The sequence below is a fragment of the Arthrobacter sp. zg-Y916 genome, assembly GCF_020907385.1.
Taxonomy (GTDB): domain Bacteria; phylum Actinomycetota; class Actinomycetes; order Actinomycetales; family Micrococcaceae; genus Arthrobacter_B; species Arthrobacter_B caoxuetaonis.
On sequence record NZ_JAJJOD010000008.1, the window covers coordinates 1 to 16,240 of the forward strand.

At 65.8% G+C, this 16,240-nt stretch carries 15 protein-coding genes; 5 read left to right on the plus strand and 10 right to left on the minus strand.

Annotation, left to right across the window (positions count from 1 at the left end; translation table 11 throughout):
• Window positions 1–89 precede the first annotated feature (89 nt).
• The 3 genes from LOC59_RS13100 to LOC59_RS13110 form a co-directional block, all read right to left on the minus strand.
• Window positions 90–293, minus strand: coding sequence for a cold-shock protein (locus tag LOC59_RS13100; RefSeq protein ID WP_066301805.1), 204 nt, complete (start codon window positions 291–293; stop codon window positions 90–92).
• 186 nt (window positions 294–479) lie between these two features.
• Complete coding sequence (locus LOC59_RS13105) at window positions 480–1,097, minus strand: LytR C-terminal domain-containing protein (RefSeq protein WP_229972478.1); 618 nt, start codon at window positions 1,095–1,097, stop codon at window positions 480–482.
• 32 nt (window positions 1,098–1,129) lie between these two features.
• Window positions 1,130–1,438 (minus strand): DUF3263 domain-containing protein, encoded by a 309-nt coding sequence (locus LOC59_RS13110; RefSeq protein WP_227897534.1) that lies wholly within the window; start codon window positions 1,436–1,438, stop codon window positions 1,130–1,132.
• 169 nt (window positions 1,439–1,607) lie between these two features.
• On the opposite strand from LOC59_RS13110, the gene LOC59_RS13115 reads away from it, so the two are divergent.
• Entirely contained in the window at window positions 1,608–2,411 is an 804-nt protein-coding gene (locus tag LOC59_RS13115; protein WP_442860592.1) for a uracil-DNA glycosylase, read from the plus strand.
• A 32-nt stretch (window positions 2,412–2,443) separates the two neighbouring features.
• The gene (locus LOC59_RS13120; protein ID WP_229972480.1) at window positions 2,444–3,289 is read left to right on the plus strand and encodes a siderophore-interacting protein; all 846 of its coding nucleotides are present in this window, start codon (window positions 2,444–2,446) and stop codon (window positions 3,287–3,289) included.
• 18 nt (window positions 3,290–3,307) lie between these two features.
• Here the strand turns inward: LOC59_RS13120 and LOC59_RS13125 are convergent, their stop codons facing one another.
• Together LOC59_RS13125 and LOC59_RS13130 are read right to left on the minus strand one after the other, a co-directional pair.
• On the minus strand, window positions 3,308–4,837 hold the full coding sequence (locus tag LOC59_RS13125) for a threonine/serine ThrE exporter family protein (protein WP_423722593.1): 1,530 nt from the start codon (window positions 4,835–4,837) through the stop codon (window positions 3,308–3,310).
• A 230-nt stretch (window positions 4,838–5,067) separates the two neighbouring features.
• A complete protein-coding gene (locus LOC59_RS13130) occupies window positions 5,068–6,141 on the minus strand; it encodes a lipid II:glycine glycyltransferase FemX (RefSeq protein ID WP_229972490.1) in 1,074 nt (357 codons plus the stop codon).
• A gap of 227 nt (window positions 6,142–6,368) precedes the next feature.
• On the opposite strand from LOC59_RS13130, the gene LOC59_RS13135 reads away from it, so the two are divergent.
• Window positions 6,369–7,412, plus strand: a complete 1,044-nt coding sequence (locus LOC59_RS13135) for an LLM class flavin-dependent oxidoreductase (RefSeq protein WP_227897530.1) — start codon at window positions 6,369–6,371, stop codon at window positions 7,410–7,412.
• Here the strand turns inward: LOC59_RS13135 and LOC59_RS13140 are convergent.
• Together LOC59_RS13140 and LOC59_RS13145 are read right to left on the minus strand one after the other, a co-directional pair.
• Window positions 7,409–8,974, minus strand: coding sequence for an MFS transporter (locus LOC59_RS13140; protein ID WP_227917462.1), 1,566 nt, complete (start codon window positions 8,972–8,974; stop codon window positions 7,409–7,411). The genes LOC59_RS13135 and LOC59_RS13140 overlap by 4 nt on opposite strands.
• Before the next feature lie 124 nt (window positions 8,975–9,098).
• Window positions 9,099–10,016 (minus strand): CHAD domain-containing protein, encoded by a 918-nt coding sequence (locus LOC59_RS13145; protein WP_227897528.1) that lies wholly within the window; start codon window positions 10,014–10,016, stop codon window positions 9,099–9,101.
• A 105-nt stretch (window positions 10,017–10,121) separates the two neighbouring features.
• Between LOC59_RS13145 and LOC59_RS13150 the strand changes: the two genes are divergently transcribed.
• On the plus strand, window positions 10,122–10,955 hold the full coding sequence (locus LOC59_RS13150; RefSeq protein ID WP_227897527.1) for an amino acid-binding protein: 834 nt from the start codon (window positions 10,122–10,124) through the stop codon (window positions 10,953–10,955).
• Between the two features lie 134 nt (window positions 10,956–11,089).
• Entirely contained in the window at window positions 11,090–12,067 is a 978-nt protein-coding gene (locus LOC59_RS13155; RefSeq protein ID WP_227897626.1) for an aldo/keto reductase, read from the plus strand.
• A 10-nt stretch (window positions 12,068–12,077) separates the two neighbouring features.
• On the opposite strand, the gene LOC59_RS13160 is transcribed toward LOC59_RS13155, so the two are convergent.
• The 3 genes from LOC59_RS13160 to LOC59_RS13170 form a co-directional block, all read right to left on the minus strand.
• Window positions 12,078–13,013: a sugar ABC transporter permease gene (locus LOC59_RS13160; RefSeq protein ID WP_229972494.1), complete on the minus strand. Its 936-nt coding sequence runs from the start codon at window positions 13,011–13,013 to the stop codon at window positions 12,078–12,080.
• Window positions 13,010–14,617 (minus strand): ABC transporter permease subunit, encoded by a 1,608-nt coding sequence (locus tag LOC59_RS13165; protein ID WP_227897525.1) that lies wholly within the window; start codon window positions 14,615–14,617, stop codon window positions 13,010–13,012. Before LOC59_RS13165 ends, LOC59_RS13160 begins: the two co-directional genes overlap by 4 nt.
• A 72-nt stretch (window positions 14,618–14,689) precedes the next feature.
• Window positions 14,690–15,979 (minus strand): sugar ABC transporter substrate-binding protein, encoded by a 1,290-nt coding sequence (locus LOC59_RS13170; protein WP_227897524.1) that lies wholly within the window; start codon window positions 15,977–15,979, stop codon window positions 14,690–14,692.
• Window positions 15,980–16,240 lie beyond the last annotated feature (261 nt).

Below are 16,240 nucleotides of genomic sequence, written 5' to 3' on the forward strand. Positions count from 1 at the left end.
CCCGTGCGCCCCAACCTCGACAAACTCTATTCCGGCGCGCGCCGCCTGGGCTCTGGGGCCCCCCGGCTCTTTTGCTTGGCGGGGTCCGGCTAGACCGTCCGGACGTCTTCGGCCTGGGGACCCTTTTGTCCCTCACCGATCTCGAATTCCACCCGCTGGCCCTCTTCCAGTGTCCGGTACCCGGCTGACTGGATGGCGGACCAATGGACAAAAACATCAGTCTGGGCCTCATCGACTGTGATGAACCCGTACCCTTTTTCGCCGTTGAACCATTTGACGATGCCCTGCGCCATGCTTCTCTCCCCTTGTCCAGGTCAGTCCCGGGGCTGGTGCTCCGCCGGAACAGCTGCCGGGAGATCCGTGCCGAGGTGGGGCCGGACCGCTGTTACCCCGGCGGCTGGAGCTAACTTTAGCCACAGGGACCCGGCAGCGGTCCGGGGCGGGGAATTAGTTATCGAGTTTTAACAACACTCGGCTATTTACTGGAAACCGGGGCCCGCCACCACTGTCACAGTGGCGAATTCAGGCGACTCACTGAGCGTGGGGATCCCGAGGAGGGCAGACAGCTCCTCCGCGTTGGCGCGCTGGGCCTCGCCGTTGTAGAAGATGACCGAGCCCTGCAGCGGAGCTCCGGCCCAGTTGCCGACACTGGAAGTGATCCAGCCCTCGGCACCGATCCGGGCGGAGATGCCGGCGCCCAGGCCGCTGATGCCGCTTGCGTTCAGGACGACCACCGGCTGGGTCTTGTCTGCCGCGGGGGTCGATTCCACCGGGGTCGGCTCTGGGCTGCTGGACGGCACCGCAGACGGCGACGCAGACGGCGACGGCGGGCTGGACGGTGTTGCCGGGGCGCTCGGCGAAGCAGAATCGGTCGCTTCCGTTTCTGCGGCCACCGGTGTCGCGTTGCCGTCAGCACCGATGCCGAGACGGGGCAGGACCACATATGCGGCCAGCCCGACGAGGAGTGCCAGGACACCAACCGTAATGATCAGGCCAATACCACTTGAGCGCGCAGGGATGAGGCGTTCGCGGTGGACGCCCTGCCGTGTGGAGGTCTCCGGGACCTTATCGAACTCGTCCCTGGGGTATTGGCTCATGGTTGCGTTGTCTGTCCTTGATCTGTGGGGCCCTATGCGTCGGTGCCCATGCGGCGGGCAGTGCGCGCACGCTGGCGTGTAGTACGTAGTCTACGCAGCCTCTTCACCAGCATCGGATCGTGTGCCAGCGCTTCCTCCGTGTCGATCAGCGCGTTGAGGATCTGGTAGTAGGCAGTCGCAGAGAGCCCAAAGAGATCCCGGATGGCCTGTTCCTTGGCCCCCGAGTATTTCCACCAGGAACGTTCCAGCGAGAGCATCTGCTGCTCGCGTTCACTCAAAGGGCTCTCGGGGTCGACGGTGCCGTCCGGTGAGAAGGCCCCGGCTTCAGCTGTTCCTGCCACTGAGTGTCCCCGTCTCCTGGTCTGTTCCCCCGGGCGCGGCAGTAAGGCATGCCGGTGCGGGGGAAAGTCTGTGTCCAGCAGTAATCCTAAACCGGAATAACAACCTTGTCATTTAGGTGTGCCGCGGATGCGGTTGGGATTCTGGCGGGAGATATCCAAGACTGGACAGGTGAGAAACAGCGAAGAGCCGGCATTGTTCCCCCTGGATCCTCCCGTCACGCCCGGCGGCGGGCAGCAGGAAACCGACGGCGGCACGCCCATTCCTTTCACCAGCGGGACACCGCTGGCCTCGCTGATGGCCCCGGACTGGGCCGAGGCCCTTGCCCCGGCGGCCGGCCTGATCCACCGGCTGGGAGACGACCTCGAACGCCGCCGCAGTGCCGGAGCCCACATCCTGCCCGCCCCGCAGAACATCCTGCGTGCCTTCCGCCGCCCCATGTCAGAGGTGAAGGTGCTCATCGCCGGACAGGACCCGTACCCAACACCGGGGCACGCCGTCGGCCTTTCCTTTTCGGTGGAGCCGGGAGTCCGGCCCCTTCCGCGTTCACTGGCCAACATCTATAAGGAGCTGCAGGCGGATCTGGGCATCGCCCCCGCCGCCCATGGAGATCTCAGCGCCTGGACGGAACAGGGGGTCCTGCTGCTGAACCGTTCCCTGACAGTAGAGGCCGGCGCGGCGAACTCCCACCGCGGCCGGGGCTGGGAGGACATCACCGATCTGGCCGTACGGGCTTTGGCTGCGCGGCGGCGTGCTGACGGATCACCCCTCCCGCTCGTCGCCGTCTTGTGGGGGCGGCAGGCGCAGGCCCTGGCGCCTTTGCTGGGCGGTGCCCCGAGGGTTGAGTCGGCCCATCCCAGCCCTTTGTCCGCTTCGCGGGGATTCTTCGGATCCCGCCCCTTCAGCCGCGCCAACGAGATGTTACTCGCCCAGGGCAGCACCCCGGTGGACTGGCAGCTTCCCGGGGTACCGTAGAAGCAGTCCCCCCGTACCAGGAGAAACAACACATGCCTGAAGCACCCGCCACACGTTCCCCTGCTCCGGTCCGGCGTGCAAGGCCCGTCCACACCATGCAGGTCCTGCGCCGGGAACAGCTCTCCCGGCACATGGTGCGGATTGTCGTTGGCGGCCCCGGGTTCGACTCGTTCCACCCCAGCGAATGCACGGACGCCTACTGCAAGATCTGGTTCGGGCCTGACGGCCGCCCGCTGGACGGCTCGGTGAGCCTGGAAACGCTGCGTGAACAGACGGAACGGGAAAACTGGCCGGTCTCACGGACATACACCGTCCGCTGGGTGGATACGGTGAAGCGGGAACTGGCCATGGACTTCGTGGTGCACGGGGCGGAAGGCCTTGCCGGACCGTGGGCCGCCGGCGCCCAGCCCGGTGAGACGATCACGTTCGGCGGTCCGGGCGGCGGTTTCTCGCCGGATCCCGAGGCTGACTGGTATCTGTTCGCAGCTGACGAGTCCGCCCTGCCCGCTACGGCGGCCGCCTTGGAAGCCCTGCCGGCCGACGCCATCGGTTCCGCACTGATCGAAGTCCACGGCCCGGAAGACGAGCTGCCGTTGACCGCGCCTGACGGCGTACGCATCACCTGGCTTCACCGGGGATCGGCCGCAGGAGCGGGACAGGTCCTGGCTGAAGCCGTGGCCGCGTACCCCTGGCCCAGCGGACGCGTCCAGGTTTTTGCCCACGGTGAGCGCGAAGCCATGAAGGAACTCCGGGAAATATTCTTCAACCGGCATGGACTCGAGCGGGACCAGGTCTCGCTCTCCGGCTACTGGGCAGCGGGCCGGACCGAGGACGCTTTCCAGGCAGAGAAGCGGACCCCGATCGGCAAGGTTCTCTGACCCCTGGTATCCGGGCCTTCAGCGCCTGCGGTTGCGGCGGTCATTTCCGCTGAGGTTCCGGGTCAGCGGACGGGCCAAGTTGTCACCGAAGACCACTCCCCCGGCGATTGCCAGGATCACGGTGAGGGCGTTAAAGAGTCCGATGACGCCGTCGGAAATATCCTCCAGCCCGATGCTCAGGCCGTACATGGAACGGAAGATGCTCAGGCCCGGGAACAGGAACAGGATCGCCGGCACGGCGATCACCAGCTGCGGCGCACCCATCCGCAGGGCGACGATCCGGCTGGCCATGCCGATCGCGATCGCTGCGACAGCCGGCGTCAGCCGTGGGCCCACGCCCACCGCTTCTGACAGGGTCCCCACCAGGAACCCGCCCACGCCGATCAGCACCGTGGGCAGCACCAGGTTCATCGGTGACTGCTCGGTGATGCTGATCGTGGCCAGGGCTACGGCGAGTATCAGCACCGTGACGGCGAACGGGTACTGGGACGACGTCTCTTCAGTCACTTCCAGGGAGGGCATCCCCAGCAGGGTGCCCACCACCAGTGCGACGGCGATTCCCGCGACAATGGCGCCAAAACTGAGGAAGGCGGAGAGGAAGCGGCCGGCGGCGGTCACCGGGAAGCCGTTGATCGCATCCTGCACGGCGGAAACCAGCCGTCCGGTGGGCAGCAGCAGGAGGATGCCCCCTGCCACCACGATTCCGGGCGCAATATTCAGGTCCACCGAACCGCTGGCGTCCAGCCACCAGAACAGCATGGCGAGGGCGGTCACGAGGAACCCGCTCGCAGCCGTGGTGAAGAAGTCCGGCACCCGCCAGCGTCCGAGCACCCGCTGCAGCAGGCTGACCAGGATGGTGCTGCCAAATCCGACGGCTGATCCCAGCGGGCCGCCGCCAATAAATGCGACGATGGCGGCGGCAAACAGTCCGGCGGAGAAGGTGACAGCCCAGCGCGGGAACGGTTTGGGTTTATGGACGATCTCGCCCAGCCGGGCTGACGCCTCGGCACGGGTGACGTGGCCGTCCACGATGTCAGTGACCAGCCGGTGCACCAGTGCCAGTCCCGCATAATTGTTCGTCCAGGACCGGACGACGCGCATGACCGTGATGGGCGTCTGGTCCTTGGGCGAGTAGTTCAGCAGCACCGACTGGTTGGTGATGTCCACTTCGATGTTTTCGAGTCCGTAGGCAGCGGTCACGGCGATTATGGCCGTTTCCACTTCGAGGGCACCGGCACCGTACCTGAACATGGTTTCTGCCATGCCGAGGGCGAAGTCGAGGGTCTTCCGCGCACTGGCATCCGGACCGCCGGAGCGTACCCGGGGGTTGGCGTAGGGGCTCCCGGCCAGTCGTTCCACGATCGACATGGCCTGCGTCGGCGGTGTTTCCCCCTGCACCAGCCGGCGCAGCATCCGCCGTGCCGCTGCCGAGGACGAATCCGTACGCTGGGCCGCTGAGGGGCTGTGCTGGCGGGGCGTCGTCTTGCGTGCCCGCGGCTTGCCGGTGCGCGGCGGGACACCGGCCGCACGCTGGCCCTTGGGGGTCACTGACGGAGCCTTTGCCGGAGCACCCTTCTCCAGCCGCGGAACAGAGGACGTCGCCGGCGGCGGCTTGGGCTTGGTGCTGCGCAGGCCGGCGGCGCTGCTCCGCGCCGCCCGTTCGGGTGCCTTGATCACAGGGATCAGCCCTGCCTCCGGTTGCGTGCTCAGGGCAGCGTTGCGGCGCTCATTCTCGTTCTCCACAGTGTCCACCCCTTTGGCCTCGTCTTGACGTGCGTTTAGTAGAAAGGCTGGTGATGCCTGCGCCAGTAGATCTGGCGGGTCACACGTTCACCGATGGTGTTCCAGATCCGGTACCGCAGCGGGTCCAGCACCAGGTCCCAGCACCCGGCGAAGTCCGTGACGGTCTTGGAAAAGCTGGTCTTGAACAGGCCCAGTCCGTGGTGGGGATGTTCCTTGTTCTTGAGTTCGCTGCTCGGCGGCGTGCCGCAGAAATCGTATTCCTCAATACCGAAGTCTTCCTTGAGTTCGGTCAGCGCAGTCCACTGCACCAGGTGGGAATCCCCGTATTGCTTGCGCCGCGGCTTGGAGCCGCCGTCCTTGTACGTACCCTTTTTGCCGTAGGCGATGACGAACGCACCGACACTCGGCTCGCCGTCTTCGAACGCAAAGTAGAAGCGGCCCTGTCCGGCGGCCGTGAAGTTTGACCAGAAGCGCCGGTAGTACTCGTAGGAGCGCATCCTCGCCGAAGAGCGGTCCTCGATGTGGCTCATCAGTTTGTACATGGCGCGCATGTTCTCTTCGGTGGGCTCCACCCGGCGCACGTCAGCCTCTTCGCGGATCGCCCGCCGGACGGCGTTGCGGGCACGGGAGGAGATGTTCTTGAGAATCTGTTCCGTGTCGGGCGTCGTGTCCAGCAGCGCAGTGGAGTCGTTGGGCTGGAGATTGAAGGTCTTGACCAGCCCGGCTTCGCGGAAGAGTTTCCGTACGTCTTCTCCGTCCACGATGTCCGGCTCCACCTTGAGTGCGAAGACCCGGCGGCCGCTCTCCTTGGCAAACCTTCCCAGTGCCCGGGCCATGGCCGGCACGTCTTCGGCTGCGGCGGCATCGGGACCCTTGATGAGGTACCAGAGGCTGCCCAGGAGGGGGACCTTCTTTTCGATGACCAGGTTGTAGGACGTGTAGTCCGCGCACGTGAAGACAACGTAGACGGGGTTCCAGCCGTGGTGCGATTTGACCTCCGCGTAGGCGGCGGACTGCAGGACGTTGCCGCCGTTGGGGTTCGCCGGGACGCGGTTGTCCCAGTCCGCAATCTCCTCAGGCGTGGCCAGGCGTGCACTAAAGTCTCGCAAAGTTCCTCAACTGTCCTCGGTTGGTGGATCTGTCTCGTCGCCCCCGGGCACGGAGCCGCGCTCCGGACCGGTTTCCAGTCTATCTGCGAGCGCGGGGCGCTCCGTGCGGCCGGGTGCGGCGCGGCGGAGCAGGCCCGTACCCGGACCGGCGGGAATACCCGTGCGCCAAGACAGGTTAGGCTCATCATTAGATGCATTTGCATGAGATCGAGAAGAAGGCGGACTGAGTGGCACAGCAGATTGAACTGGGACTGGACACGTTTGGAGACGTGACATTCGACGGCGGGGGCAACAAGCTGCCGATGCCCCAGGTCGTCCGCAACGTGGTGGCGGAGGCCGTCCTGGCCGACTCCCTCGGACTCGATTTCATCGGTATTGGTGAACACCACCGGGACGACTACGCGGTGTCCTCGCCGGAGACCGTGCTGGCAGCCATCGCAGGCCAGACCAGCCGTATCCGCCTGGGATCCGCGGTGACCGTCCTTTCCTCCGACGACCCCATCCGGGTCTACGAACGTTTCGCAACGCTCGACGCCGTGTCCAACGGCCGTGCAGAAATCATCCTTGGCCGCGGCTCCTTCACCGAGTCCTTCCCTCTCTTTGGCTACGACCTGGCTGATTACGAGGTCCTGTTCGAAGAGAAGCTTGATCTGTTCACCAAGCTGCTGGCAGAAAAGCCCGTCAGCTGGGAGGGGACCATCCGGCCTCCCTTGCGCGACGTGTTGGTTTATCCCCCCACGGAAAACGGTGCCCTCCCCGCGTGGATCGCCGTCGGCGGCACGCCCCAGTCCGTTGTCCGCGCGGCCCACTACGGCCTGCCGCTGATGCTGGCCATCATCGGCGGGGAACCTGCCCGCTTCACCCCGTTCGTTTCCCTGTTCAAGCGGGCGCTGAAGGAGTTCGGCAAGCCGATGCTTCCCGTCGGGGCGCATTCTCCCGGCTACATAGCCGCTACGGACGAGCAGGCGCTGGAGGAAGCGTGGCCGCACTACGCCGCGATGCAGAACCGGATCGGCAGGGAACGCGGCTGGCCGCCGGTCAGCCGCTCGGAGTATGAAGCATCGGCCGGTCCTGAGGGCGCGCTCTTTGTCGGTTCGCCGGAAACTGTGGCGGCAAAGATCGTGCGGACCGCGCGGACCCTCGAACTGTCGCGTTTCGATCTTAAGTACAGTCTGGGCACGCTTCCCCACGAGAACCTGATGAAGTGCATCGAACTCTATGGATCCGAGGTAGCACCCCGGGTCCGCGAAGCGCTGGCGGCCGGGGACTAGGCCTTCGCGGGGAGGAACCACCTGGTCCGTGGTTCCTCCGCCGCCAGGGATTCCGCCCGCTCAATGTTCTTCCGGTCTTCGCCGGTGAGCCGTTCATGCTCCTGGCGCATGTACTCGCGCCACGTCGGAACGTCGTAAATCTCGCGGAACTGGCGGGAATCCGTCACCGAATGCACCAGCTCCCACCCTGTGGCTCCGGTGCGCATCCGCGAGAGCCGGACTTCATGCATTGCCTGCACGAACGCTGCGGTCTCACCCGGTTCCAGTTCATAGGCCACCAAGACCGTCACCGGCCCGTCGTCGGGTCTCGGCTCCTTTTCGACCTCCAGCCCAAGGTCCGGCTCAGGAACGCTGCGGTCCAGCTTGCCGGTGCGGGGAAGCAATGGCAGGACCGCCACGCTCGCGGCCACCAGGACCAGCACGACGCCGGCGGCGGCCAGGACCGCCGAGTAGCCGTACGCCGTGGCCAGGCTCCCCCACAACAGCGACCCGAATGCCTGCGTTCCGGTGAAAACCATGAGGTAGACGGAAAGTCCCCTCGCCCGGACCCATTCCGGCAGGGTCAGCTGCACAGCACTGTTGAGCGTGGAAAAGGTATTGATCCATGCTGCTCCGCCCAGCACCAGCAGGGCAGCCAGCGGTACCGCGGGGAGGTAGCCTGCGGCAAAAACGCAGGCCCCGAACGCCACGGCGGACGCTGCCAGCAGGGCGTTATCCGGGAAGAGCTCCCGGACTCGGCCCTGGATTACCACTCCGAGGATGGCACCGATGCCGAGGGCGCCAAGAAGGAGTCCGTAGCCTGAGGAACCCAGCTGAAGATGGCCGTTGACGGCAATGGGAAGCAAGGCGTACAGGGAGCTGGCCGGAACCATGAACATCACGCAGCGCAGCAGGATGCGGCGGATCCTGGGCGCTGCCCGCACATAACGGATGCCGGCTGCCATCGCTTCGCCGACCCGTTCGCGGTCCGCAGGACTCTCCGGTGCGCCCCGCCACACGAACACCGCCAGTGCCGTGCCCAGGAATGACACCGCATTGACACCAAAGACGAAGGCTGGACCAGCGAGCGAAACCAGCAGGCCTCCCACGGCCGGTCCTATGGCACGGGCGGCATTCATCGCCACCGACCCCAGCGCCGAGGCGGAACGGATCTGGTCCCTCGGTACCAGCGAGGGGGTTATGGCCTGCCAGGCCGGCGAGCTGAGGGCGACCCCGCAGCCGATCAGGAACGTGTAGAGGAGCAGGGCATCGGGCCCGAGCAGGCCCAACGCGGCAATGACCGTGAGCAGGATCCCGGCGCCGGCGGCAAAGAGGTTGGCGCCCAGGATCAGCCGGCGGCGGTTGAACGCATCGGCGAGGACGCCCGCAATCAGTCCGAGCAGGAGGGCAGGAGCAAGGGAGGCGGTTTGCACCAGGGATACCAGGGCGGGACTGGCGCCGGTTTCCACCAGATACCACTGCGCGCCGACGGTCTGCATCCAGCTGCCGATGTTGGACCCCAGCTGGGCCAGCCACAGTATGAGGAACATCCGGTTCTGCAGCGGCGCCCAGGGAGATGCCATTGGATCCCTCCGTCAGCGCAGGAACCGGGCGCCCCGGCGGTTCCGGAGACCTGACCCCCGCTTCCTGAAGGTTATGTCCGGCACCTCCGCCGCGTCCAGAGTGCCCGTTCACAGCGGCCGAGGTTCAGGGCCCTGGCGGAAACTTGTTCCACAGGCGGCGATAGTTCTTCTCCGCGGCCCTTCCCCTGTGCTCCTCAATCGCATGGAGGCGCCCGTAAGTGAACCCGTTTTCGCCCTCTCCGGCCGTACTTCCCATCCAGCGCAGCAGCGACCTGGTGACAACGCTGTCCTGGTGCTCCCCCAGTGTTTTCTGCAGTCCCTCGGCGGCTTCCACCATGGCGTCTGCTGCGCTTCCTCCTGCCGGCCTCCACGCCTCGGCGGCATAGCGCAGCCGCTTGGCCTCCTTGCGTGCTTCGTGAAGGATCTCCGCACGCTTTTCGGGATCCTTTTCGGCCTTGGCCTCCTTGACGCGGGCCCGGAGCCGGCCGCGGTCCCGGCGGATCATTGCCTCCGCGGTGTGCCGCCCGGAACCGGTTTCGGCCTGGTTCCACGGCGGATCCGCTACCATCCCGGCCAGCTGCTTGACCATCTGCCCATAGCGCTCGCTGTCCAGCGCCTGGTGCACCGACTGGACGGCGGACGAATAGTCGCTGAGCAGTTCTTCGTCGATCCGGGCCGCCACCGGCCCCAGGACCAGGTCCGGAGGCTGCGATGCCACGAGGGCCTGCAGCCGGTGGCGCATCACTTGTGCATCACGGGCCCCGCCCAGCACCTGTGCCAGCCATTTCAGGTCACCGCGCAGGCTGCGGGCCGGTTCCTTTTCAAGCAGGCGGCGGTAGCTGGCCAGCGCCGAACGCAGACGGCGGGTGCTCACCCTCATCTTATGGACGGCCTCCGGTTCCTCGGCCCGGACCCTTTCCTGCTGCCGGAGCAGTTCAGCAAGCTGCTCCTGCAGGTACGCCAGCAGCAGGGCTGCGGCGCCCTTCTCCGCACCCGCACTGCTGTCCTGCCCGGCGCTGGGACCTTTGGGAGCAAAAACCATGGCTGAAGTATAGGTCCCGGTCCTGCCCGGGAGGCAGACCCTGTGCCACGCACAATTGACGCACCCGCAATACGCGCGAAACAGGTCCCCCGCGACACTGGGCCCATGACGAAACGCCCTGCCTCCGCTTCCGATCTGGCCTGCGGGTCCTGCGGCCAGCTGCCGCGGCCGGGCCGTACCCGCCTCACGGCCGCCAACGTTGCCGCCATGCTCCCCATCGAACTCCTGGTCCACGCTGCCGTCCTGCAGGCGGATCTTCCCTACCTGTCCAAAGTCCTGCTGCTCACGGTCACCGCCACGGTCCTGGTGATTTGGGTGGCCGAGCCTTCGGCCCGCCGGCTGCTGCACAGCTGGCTCCACGGTCCGGCGCTGCGGCAGCGGAGCATGCTGGCCGGTTCGGGAACCCTCTGGAGGGCACGCGTGGTCCTCGCGGATACTCCCGGTGCATTGGAGGACCTGGCCCATGCGCTGGCACGGTCCCGTGCGAATATCCTCTCGATTACCTCGCAACCAGTGCCCGGCGGAGTCATGGACGAGCTCGTGGTCTCCGGACCGCCTGGGCTGCGGGAACACGACGTGGCCGAGGCGCTTGCCGACGGCGGAGCCGGGTCTGTGCTGGTTTGGCCCACGACGGCTTTGGCCCTGGCCGACGGCCAAACCAAGGCTCTGGCCTTGGGCGCACGGGTGGCGGCCAACCCGCAGGAGCTCGGCTGGGCCGTCTCGGAACTCCTCGCGGCGGAACTGGTGGTTGATCCGTCCCGCCTCGCTCCGGGCGGGCCGGAATATGGAACCCCGGTCCTGAAGGTCCCCACGGCCTGGGACGAGGCGCTGAGGTTCATCCGGCCCGGGGAGCCGTTCACGCCGGCAGAGTCCGCCCGCGCCAGCCGGCTTGCCGAGATCGCCGAGACTGTAGAGCTTCGCACCGCGCGGCCCGGCTGAGCCCTGCTATCCGCCGTGAAGCCCTCTGACCCTGTACCCCGTGCAACGGCCGCCGTAGCATCGGCAGTACCGGCGGTGCCGCCGGCGCTCCCGCTGCCCGAGGCAACATTCTTGGAGGCAAGGTCATGAACTCCATGCGCTACGCCAAGCTTGGCAACTCCGGCCTGACAGTGTCCGCGCTCGGGCTGGGATGCCTCAGCTTCGGTGACCCGCACCGCGGCAACCATGACTGGACGCTGCGCGAGGACGAATCCAAGCTCCTCATCCGGCGGGCCGTGGAACTGGGCATTAACCTCTTCGATACGGCAAACGTCTACTCAGCCGGGGACAGCGAGCGCATCCTCGGCGTCGCGCTGGCCGAGTACGCCCGCCGCGAAGAGGTTGTCATCGCCACCAAAGTCCACGGCGAGATGTCCCGAGGACCCAACGGCTGGGGACTGTCCCGCAAGCACATCCTGTGGCAGGTGGACCAAAGCCTGCGCCGGCTCGGAACCGACTACATCGATCTGTACCAGATCCACCGCTGGGACGGGACGACGCCGCTGGAGGAAACGCTCTCCACCCTGGACCAGCTGGTCCGGGACGGAAAGGTCCGGTACATCGGCGCGTCGACCACATACGCCTGGCAGTTCGCCCGGGCCCTCTGCCTGCAGCAGGAACACGGATGGACGCCTTTCATCACCATGCAGGACCACTACAACCTGATCTACCGGGAAGAGGAACGGGAGATGTACCCGCTCTGTGAGGACCAGGGAATCGGCGTCCTGGCGTACTGCCCGCTGGCGCGGGGACGGCTCTCACGCCCCTGGGACGAGCCGAGCAGGCACCGCGGGCGGGATGCTTTGGACGACAGGCTCTATGGCGCGTACGAGTCCACCGACCGGCTGGTCTCCGATGCCGTCGGTGAGGTCGCCCAGGCGCATGGAACCAGCAGGGCGCAGGTGGCCATCGCCTGGGTGATGGCGCATCCCGTGGTGACGGCGCCGCTGGTCGGTGCCACCAGGGTGGGGCATCTGGAGGACGACGTCGGCGCCCTGGACATGCAGCTCACCTCGGAGGACCTGGCGCTGCTGGACGAGCACTACATCCCGCACGGCGTCGTCGGCTTCTAACCTGCCCGCGTCAGCCCTTCACCGCGCCCGCGACCAGGCCGGAGGCGATGTAGCGCTGCAGGAACAGGAACAGCACCATCACCGGCACGGCTGCCAGCACCGCTCCGGCGGAGAAGACGCCCCACGTCCGGGACTGGTTGTCCCCCACGAAGGAATAGAGCCCGACGGCGAGGGTCTGGCTATCCGGATCGTTGAGGACAATGGAGGCGATCATGAACTCCCCCGTGGTGGTGATGAAGGTCAGCAGGCCCACGATCGCCAGGATGGGAGTCACCAGGCGAAGGATGATGGTGAAGAAGATCTGGAAATGCCCGGCACCGTCAATCCGTGCCGCTTCGTCGAGCGTCTTGGGGACCGTGTTGAAAAACCCGTACATCAGGTAGGTGTTCACCCCAAGCGCCCCGCCCAGGTAGACCATGATCAGGCCCAGCTGGCTGCCCAGCCCAAGCCAGGGAACGATGTCTGAAATTTCCGAGAGCAGCAGGAAGATGGCAACTACGCCCAGCATCTGCGGGAACATCTGCAGCAGCAGCAGGCTCAGCAGGCCCATCCGCCGCCCGGTGAAGCGCATCCGGGAGAAGCTGTAGGCGGCCAGCGCCCCCAGGAAGACCGTTGCGATGCTGGTGACCACGCCGATCACCAGGGTGTTCAGGAACCAGCGGGCGAACGGTTTCTGCGGGTCTGAAAAGAGTGCCTGGAAGTTGGCGAACCCAATGTCCCGGAACAGTCCGGACGAGGCAACCAGGGTTCCGCTGGGGCTGAGGGCAGCGGAGAGGACGTACGCCAGCGGCAGCAGGGCGAAGACCGTCATCACCAGGCCCACCAGGTGCCGCCATCCGGTGTCCTTGAACCAGGCTCCAAAACTGCGGCGGGTGGGCCGGACGGCGGGCCCGGGGCGCGGGGCTTCCGCGGCGAGCCTGGACGGAACTGAGGTGGAGGTGCTCATGAGTTCACTTCTTCCAGCGACTTGGTCTGCCTAAAGCTGACGGCGGAAATGACGGCGACGATGACGAAGATGAGGATCGCCAGTGCGCTGGCCAGACCGTAGTCACGGCCCGTCCCCTGCCCGAAGGCCACCTTGTAGACCACGGTGATCAGCAGGTCGGTGGCGCCGATGTCCTGGCTGGTGCCCGGGAAGCGCGGGCCGCCGCCGGTGAGCATGAAGATCACGTTGAAGTTGTTGAAGTTGAACGCGAACGTGGAAATCAGCAGCGGTGCAGTGGAGACCAGCAGCAGCGGGAGCTTGATGGAACGGAAGATTCGCCAGGCGGAGGCGCCGTCCATTCTCGCGGCCTCGTTCACTTCCTCGGGCAGGGACTGCAGGGCACCGGTGCAGACAAGGAACATGTAGGGGAAACCCAGCCAGGTGTTCACGAGCAGCACGCTGGCTTTGGCCAGCCAGGGGTCGTTCAGCCAGGGAATGGACGCACCGCCGAAGAACGTCCCGTTGATGAAGCCGAACTCCTGGTTCAGCATGCCTGACCAGACCAGTCCGGCGAGGAAGGCAGGGAAAGCGTAGGGCATGATCATCAGCACCCGGTAGGTGCGTTTGCCCTTGAGCGTGGGGTGGTTGAACGTGATCGCCAGGAACAGCCCCAGCCCGAAGCAAAGTGCCACGGAGGCAACCGCGAAGGTAAAGGTCCAGCCGATCACGCTCAGCAGCGGTCCGCGGAGCTCCGGGTCCGTGACGGCGTGCTGGAAGTTCTCGAAGCCCACGTTGATCTTCCAGCCGGTGGCAAGCCGTTCCCCGTCTTCGGAAACGAAGGACCCCTCGCCGCTGTCGCGGTAGACGGTTCCCGTCTCGGAACTGGTGAAGGTATCTGCTGCTTCGTCGTAGACCAGCACCGGCTTGTAGACATAGGCGTTGGAGCCGTCAGCAGTCTTCAGCGTCCCGTCGTCGAGGTCCTCGGAGAAAGGGACCGTGAGTTCCAGGATCTCCGACTGCCTGTTGAGCAGGTCATTGAAGGCGAGGGTTTCATAGCCCTGGACACCGGTCGCCTTGCCGGTTCCGCCGAGCTGGGCGTCCTGGACCTCTTCGAGCGGCTGCTCGCTGCCGCCGAGCTGAACCCGTCCGTCCGGATCGGTAACCAGCAGGAACAGCTCGTTCCCCTGCTCCACCACGGAGACCTGGTAGGCCGGGGAGTCGGGCACCCGCTGCTGGGCGGTCAGGGAGATTGCCGCGACGGCGTCTTCCTTGGTGCTGTTATGCCCGTCGCCGTAATTCGTAAAGGCCACGTAACCGCTGTAGACCACCACGAAAACCTGGAAGACCAGCAGGAACAGCACCCCGGGTGCCAGGTACTTGGCCGGAAGGCCGCCCCGCCGCAGGTAGATCCAGTTGATCGCCAGCGTCACGCCGGCCGCCACGGCAAGGATGACCCACTCTTCGGCAAGGAAGAGCATCATCAGAACGTAGACGGCGAACGCGTCCACGAGTCCCAGAAGCAGGATCTTGGCCAGCGTTCCGGCGATCGAGTCGGGACTGCGCCTGCGCTCGCGGACCGGTGCGGGTTTGGACGGGCGGACGGGTGCGTCCGTGGAAACGGCCATGAAGTTCTCCTACAGGTGGTCCGGACGGGAATCCCGTCCGGACCACTCGTCGCCTGCGGCTGGTTGGTACCGCTACTTGCTGATCTTGGACTCGATGTTGGAGACCATGGCCGGCCATGCCGTTGCCGGGTCTGCTTCGCCCTTGATGAGGGCCAGCTGCGTGCCGCCCCAGTCAGCCCAGACGGCTTCCATTTCCGGGATGGCCGGCATCGGAACACCGTTGGCACCGATTTCGCCAAACGCAGCCACGATCGGGTCTTCGGCAGCCTTGTCGAAGGAAGCCGTCAGGGCCGGCGGGCGTCCGCCTGCCTCGAACATGGAATCCTGCACGGCCTCGGTGGTGAGGTAGTTCAGGGCGAATTCGTTGGCTGCCAGGGCATTCTGGCTCTTGGCGCTGATGAAGAAGCCGTTGACGCCGACGAACGGCTGCGCCGGGGAATCTCCGGCAGTCGGCAGCGGGTCGACAGCCAGGTTGATGCCGGCGGCTTCGGCGTCCGGGACGTTCCACGGGCCGGTCAGCAGGTACGGGGAGGCTCCGGCGTTGAACTTTTCCTTGGCGATATCCGGGGTGATGCTGGAGTTGAAGATGCGTTCGCCGGAATCGCCCCAGGCCACAAGCTTCTCGGCGAATTCGACGCCGCCGGGGTTGCCCAGTTCCAGCTTCGAAGCGTCGTAGCTGCCAGCCTCGTCCGTGCCGAAGACGGGCACGCCCATGGAGGTCTGCAGCGGGTAAAGGTGGTAGGGATCGCCCTGCTTGGGGTCCATCTGTACCAGGAAGGGGAATTCGGCCTTGCCTTCAGCCACGACTGCCTTGCCGTTGGCGATGACCTCGTCCATGGTGGCGGCGGCTTCCGGGACCAGGTCCGTGTTGCGCAGCAGGCCGATGTTCTCGATCGAGTAGGGAACGCCGTAGGTGTTGCCCTCATAGGTCATGGCCTTGATGGCACTTTCCTGGAACTGGCCGGCCTTGTCACCGAGTTCGATCGGAGCGACAACGCCGTTCTGGACGAACTTGCCCAGCCAGTCGTGCGGGCCGACGATCAGGTCCGGGCCCTTGCCGGTGGGTACCTGCGTGATGAAGTCATCCGAAACCTGCTGGAAGTCCTTGGTGACGAGCTTGACCTCGATACCGGTATCTTCCTTGAATTTCTCCGTGACGTCGGTCAGGGCGGGAGAGCGCTCTGCGTCCACCCACATCGTGAGGGTCGTGGCGCCGCCGGAGGCCAGATCGCTGGATTCGGCCTTTTCGCCGGCGTCCGATCCGCCGCAGGCGCTGAGGACCAGTGCCGCGGTGACCGACACGGCACCGAGAGTAAAGGTACGCCGGCGAAACGCCGTCGTACCCGTTGTGCGCACCTTCATTGGTGTACCTCTTCTGTGTTTTAGGTCTGTAGTGAAGGCCCTCCGCGGGCCGGGTGACGCCAGCCGGTCCGGAACCCGGGCGGTGGCATGGGTGCAAGTGTAAGCGTGTGCACAGTGTGCGTCCAGTCACACCATCGCGGACGCTGAATCGTCCGACCAGTACCGGCTCCCGCTGGTCAGAAGCCCCTAAGATTCAACCACCTCTTGGACAGGAACACGGGGGAGAATTTGTGGAAGCGTTTGCACTACCCCGGGTACCAT

Bases quoted from the DNA above. Each gene is read 5' to 3' on its own strand.
- LOC59_RS13100 (WP_066301805.1), bottom strand. From the start codon at position 293: ATGGCGCAGGGCATCGTCAAATGGTTCAACGGCGAAAAAGGGTACGGG.
- LOC59_RS13170 (WP_227897524.1), bottom strand. From the start codon at position 15,979: ATGAAGGTGCGCACAACGGGTACGACGGCGTTTCGCCGGCGTACCTTT.
- LOC59_RS13120 (WP_229972480.1), top strand. From the start codon at position 2,444: ATGCCTGAAGCACCCGCCACACGTTCCCCTGCTCCGGTCCGGCGTGCA.
- LOC59_RS13165 (WP_227897525.1), bottom strand. From the start codon at position 14,617: ATGGCCGTTTCCACGGACGCACCCGTCCGCCCGTCCAAACCCGCACCG.
- LOC59_RS13160 (WP_229972494.1), bottom strand. From the start codon at position 13,013: ATGAGCACCTCCACCTCAGTTCCGTCCAGGCTCGCCGCGGAAGCCCCG.
- LOC59_RS13155 (WP_227897626.1), top strand. From the start codon at position 11,090: ATGCGCTACGCCAAGCTTGGCAACTCCGGCCTGACAGTGTCCGCGCTC.
- LOC59_RS13105 (WP_229972478.1), bottom strand. From the start codon at position 1,097: ATGAGCCAATACCCCAGGGACGAGTTCGATAAGGTCCCGGAGACCTCC.
- LOC59_RS13150 (WP_227897527.1), top strand. From the start codon at position 10,122: ATGACGAAACGCCCTGCCTCCGCTTCCGATCTGGCCTGCGGGTCCTGC.
- LOC59_RS13140 (WP_227917462.1), bottom strand. From the start codon at position 8,974: ATGGCATCTCCCTGGGCGCCGCTGCAGAACCGGATGTTCCTCATACTG.
- LOC59_RS13145 (WP_227897528.1), bottom strand. From the start codon at position 10,016: ATGGTTTTTGCTCCCAAAGGTCCCAGCGCCGGGCAGGACAGCAGTGCG.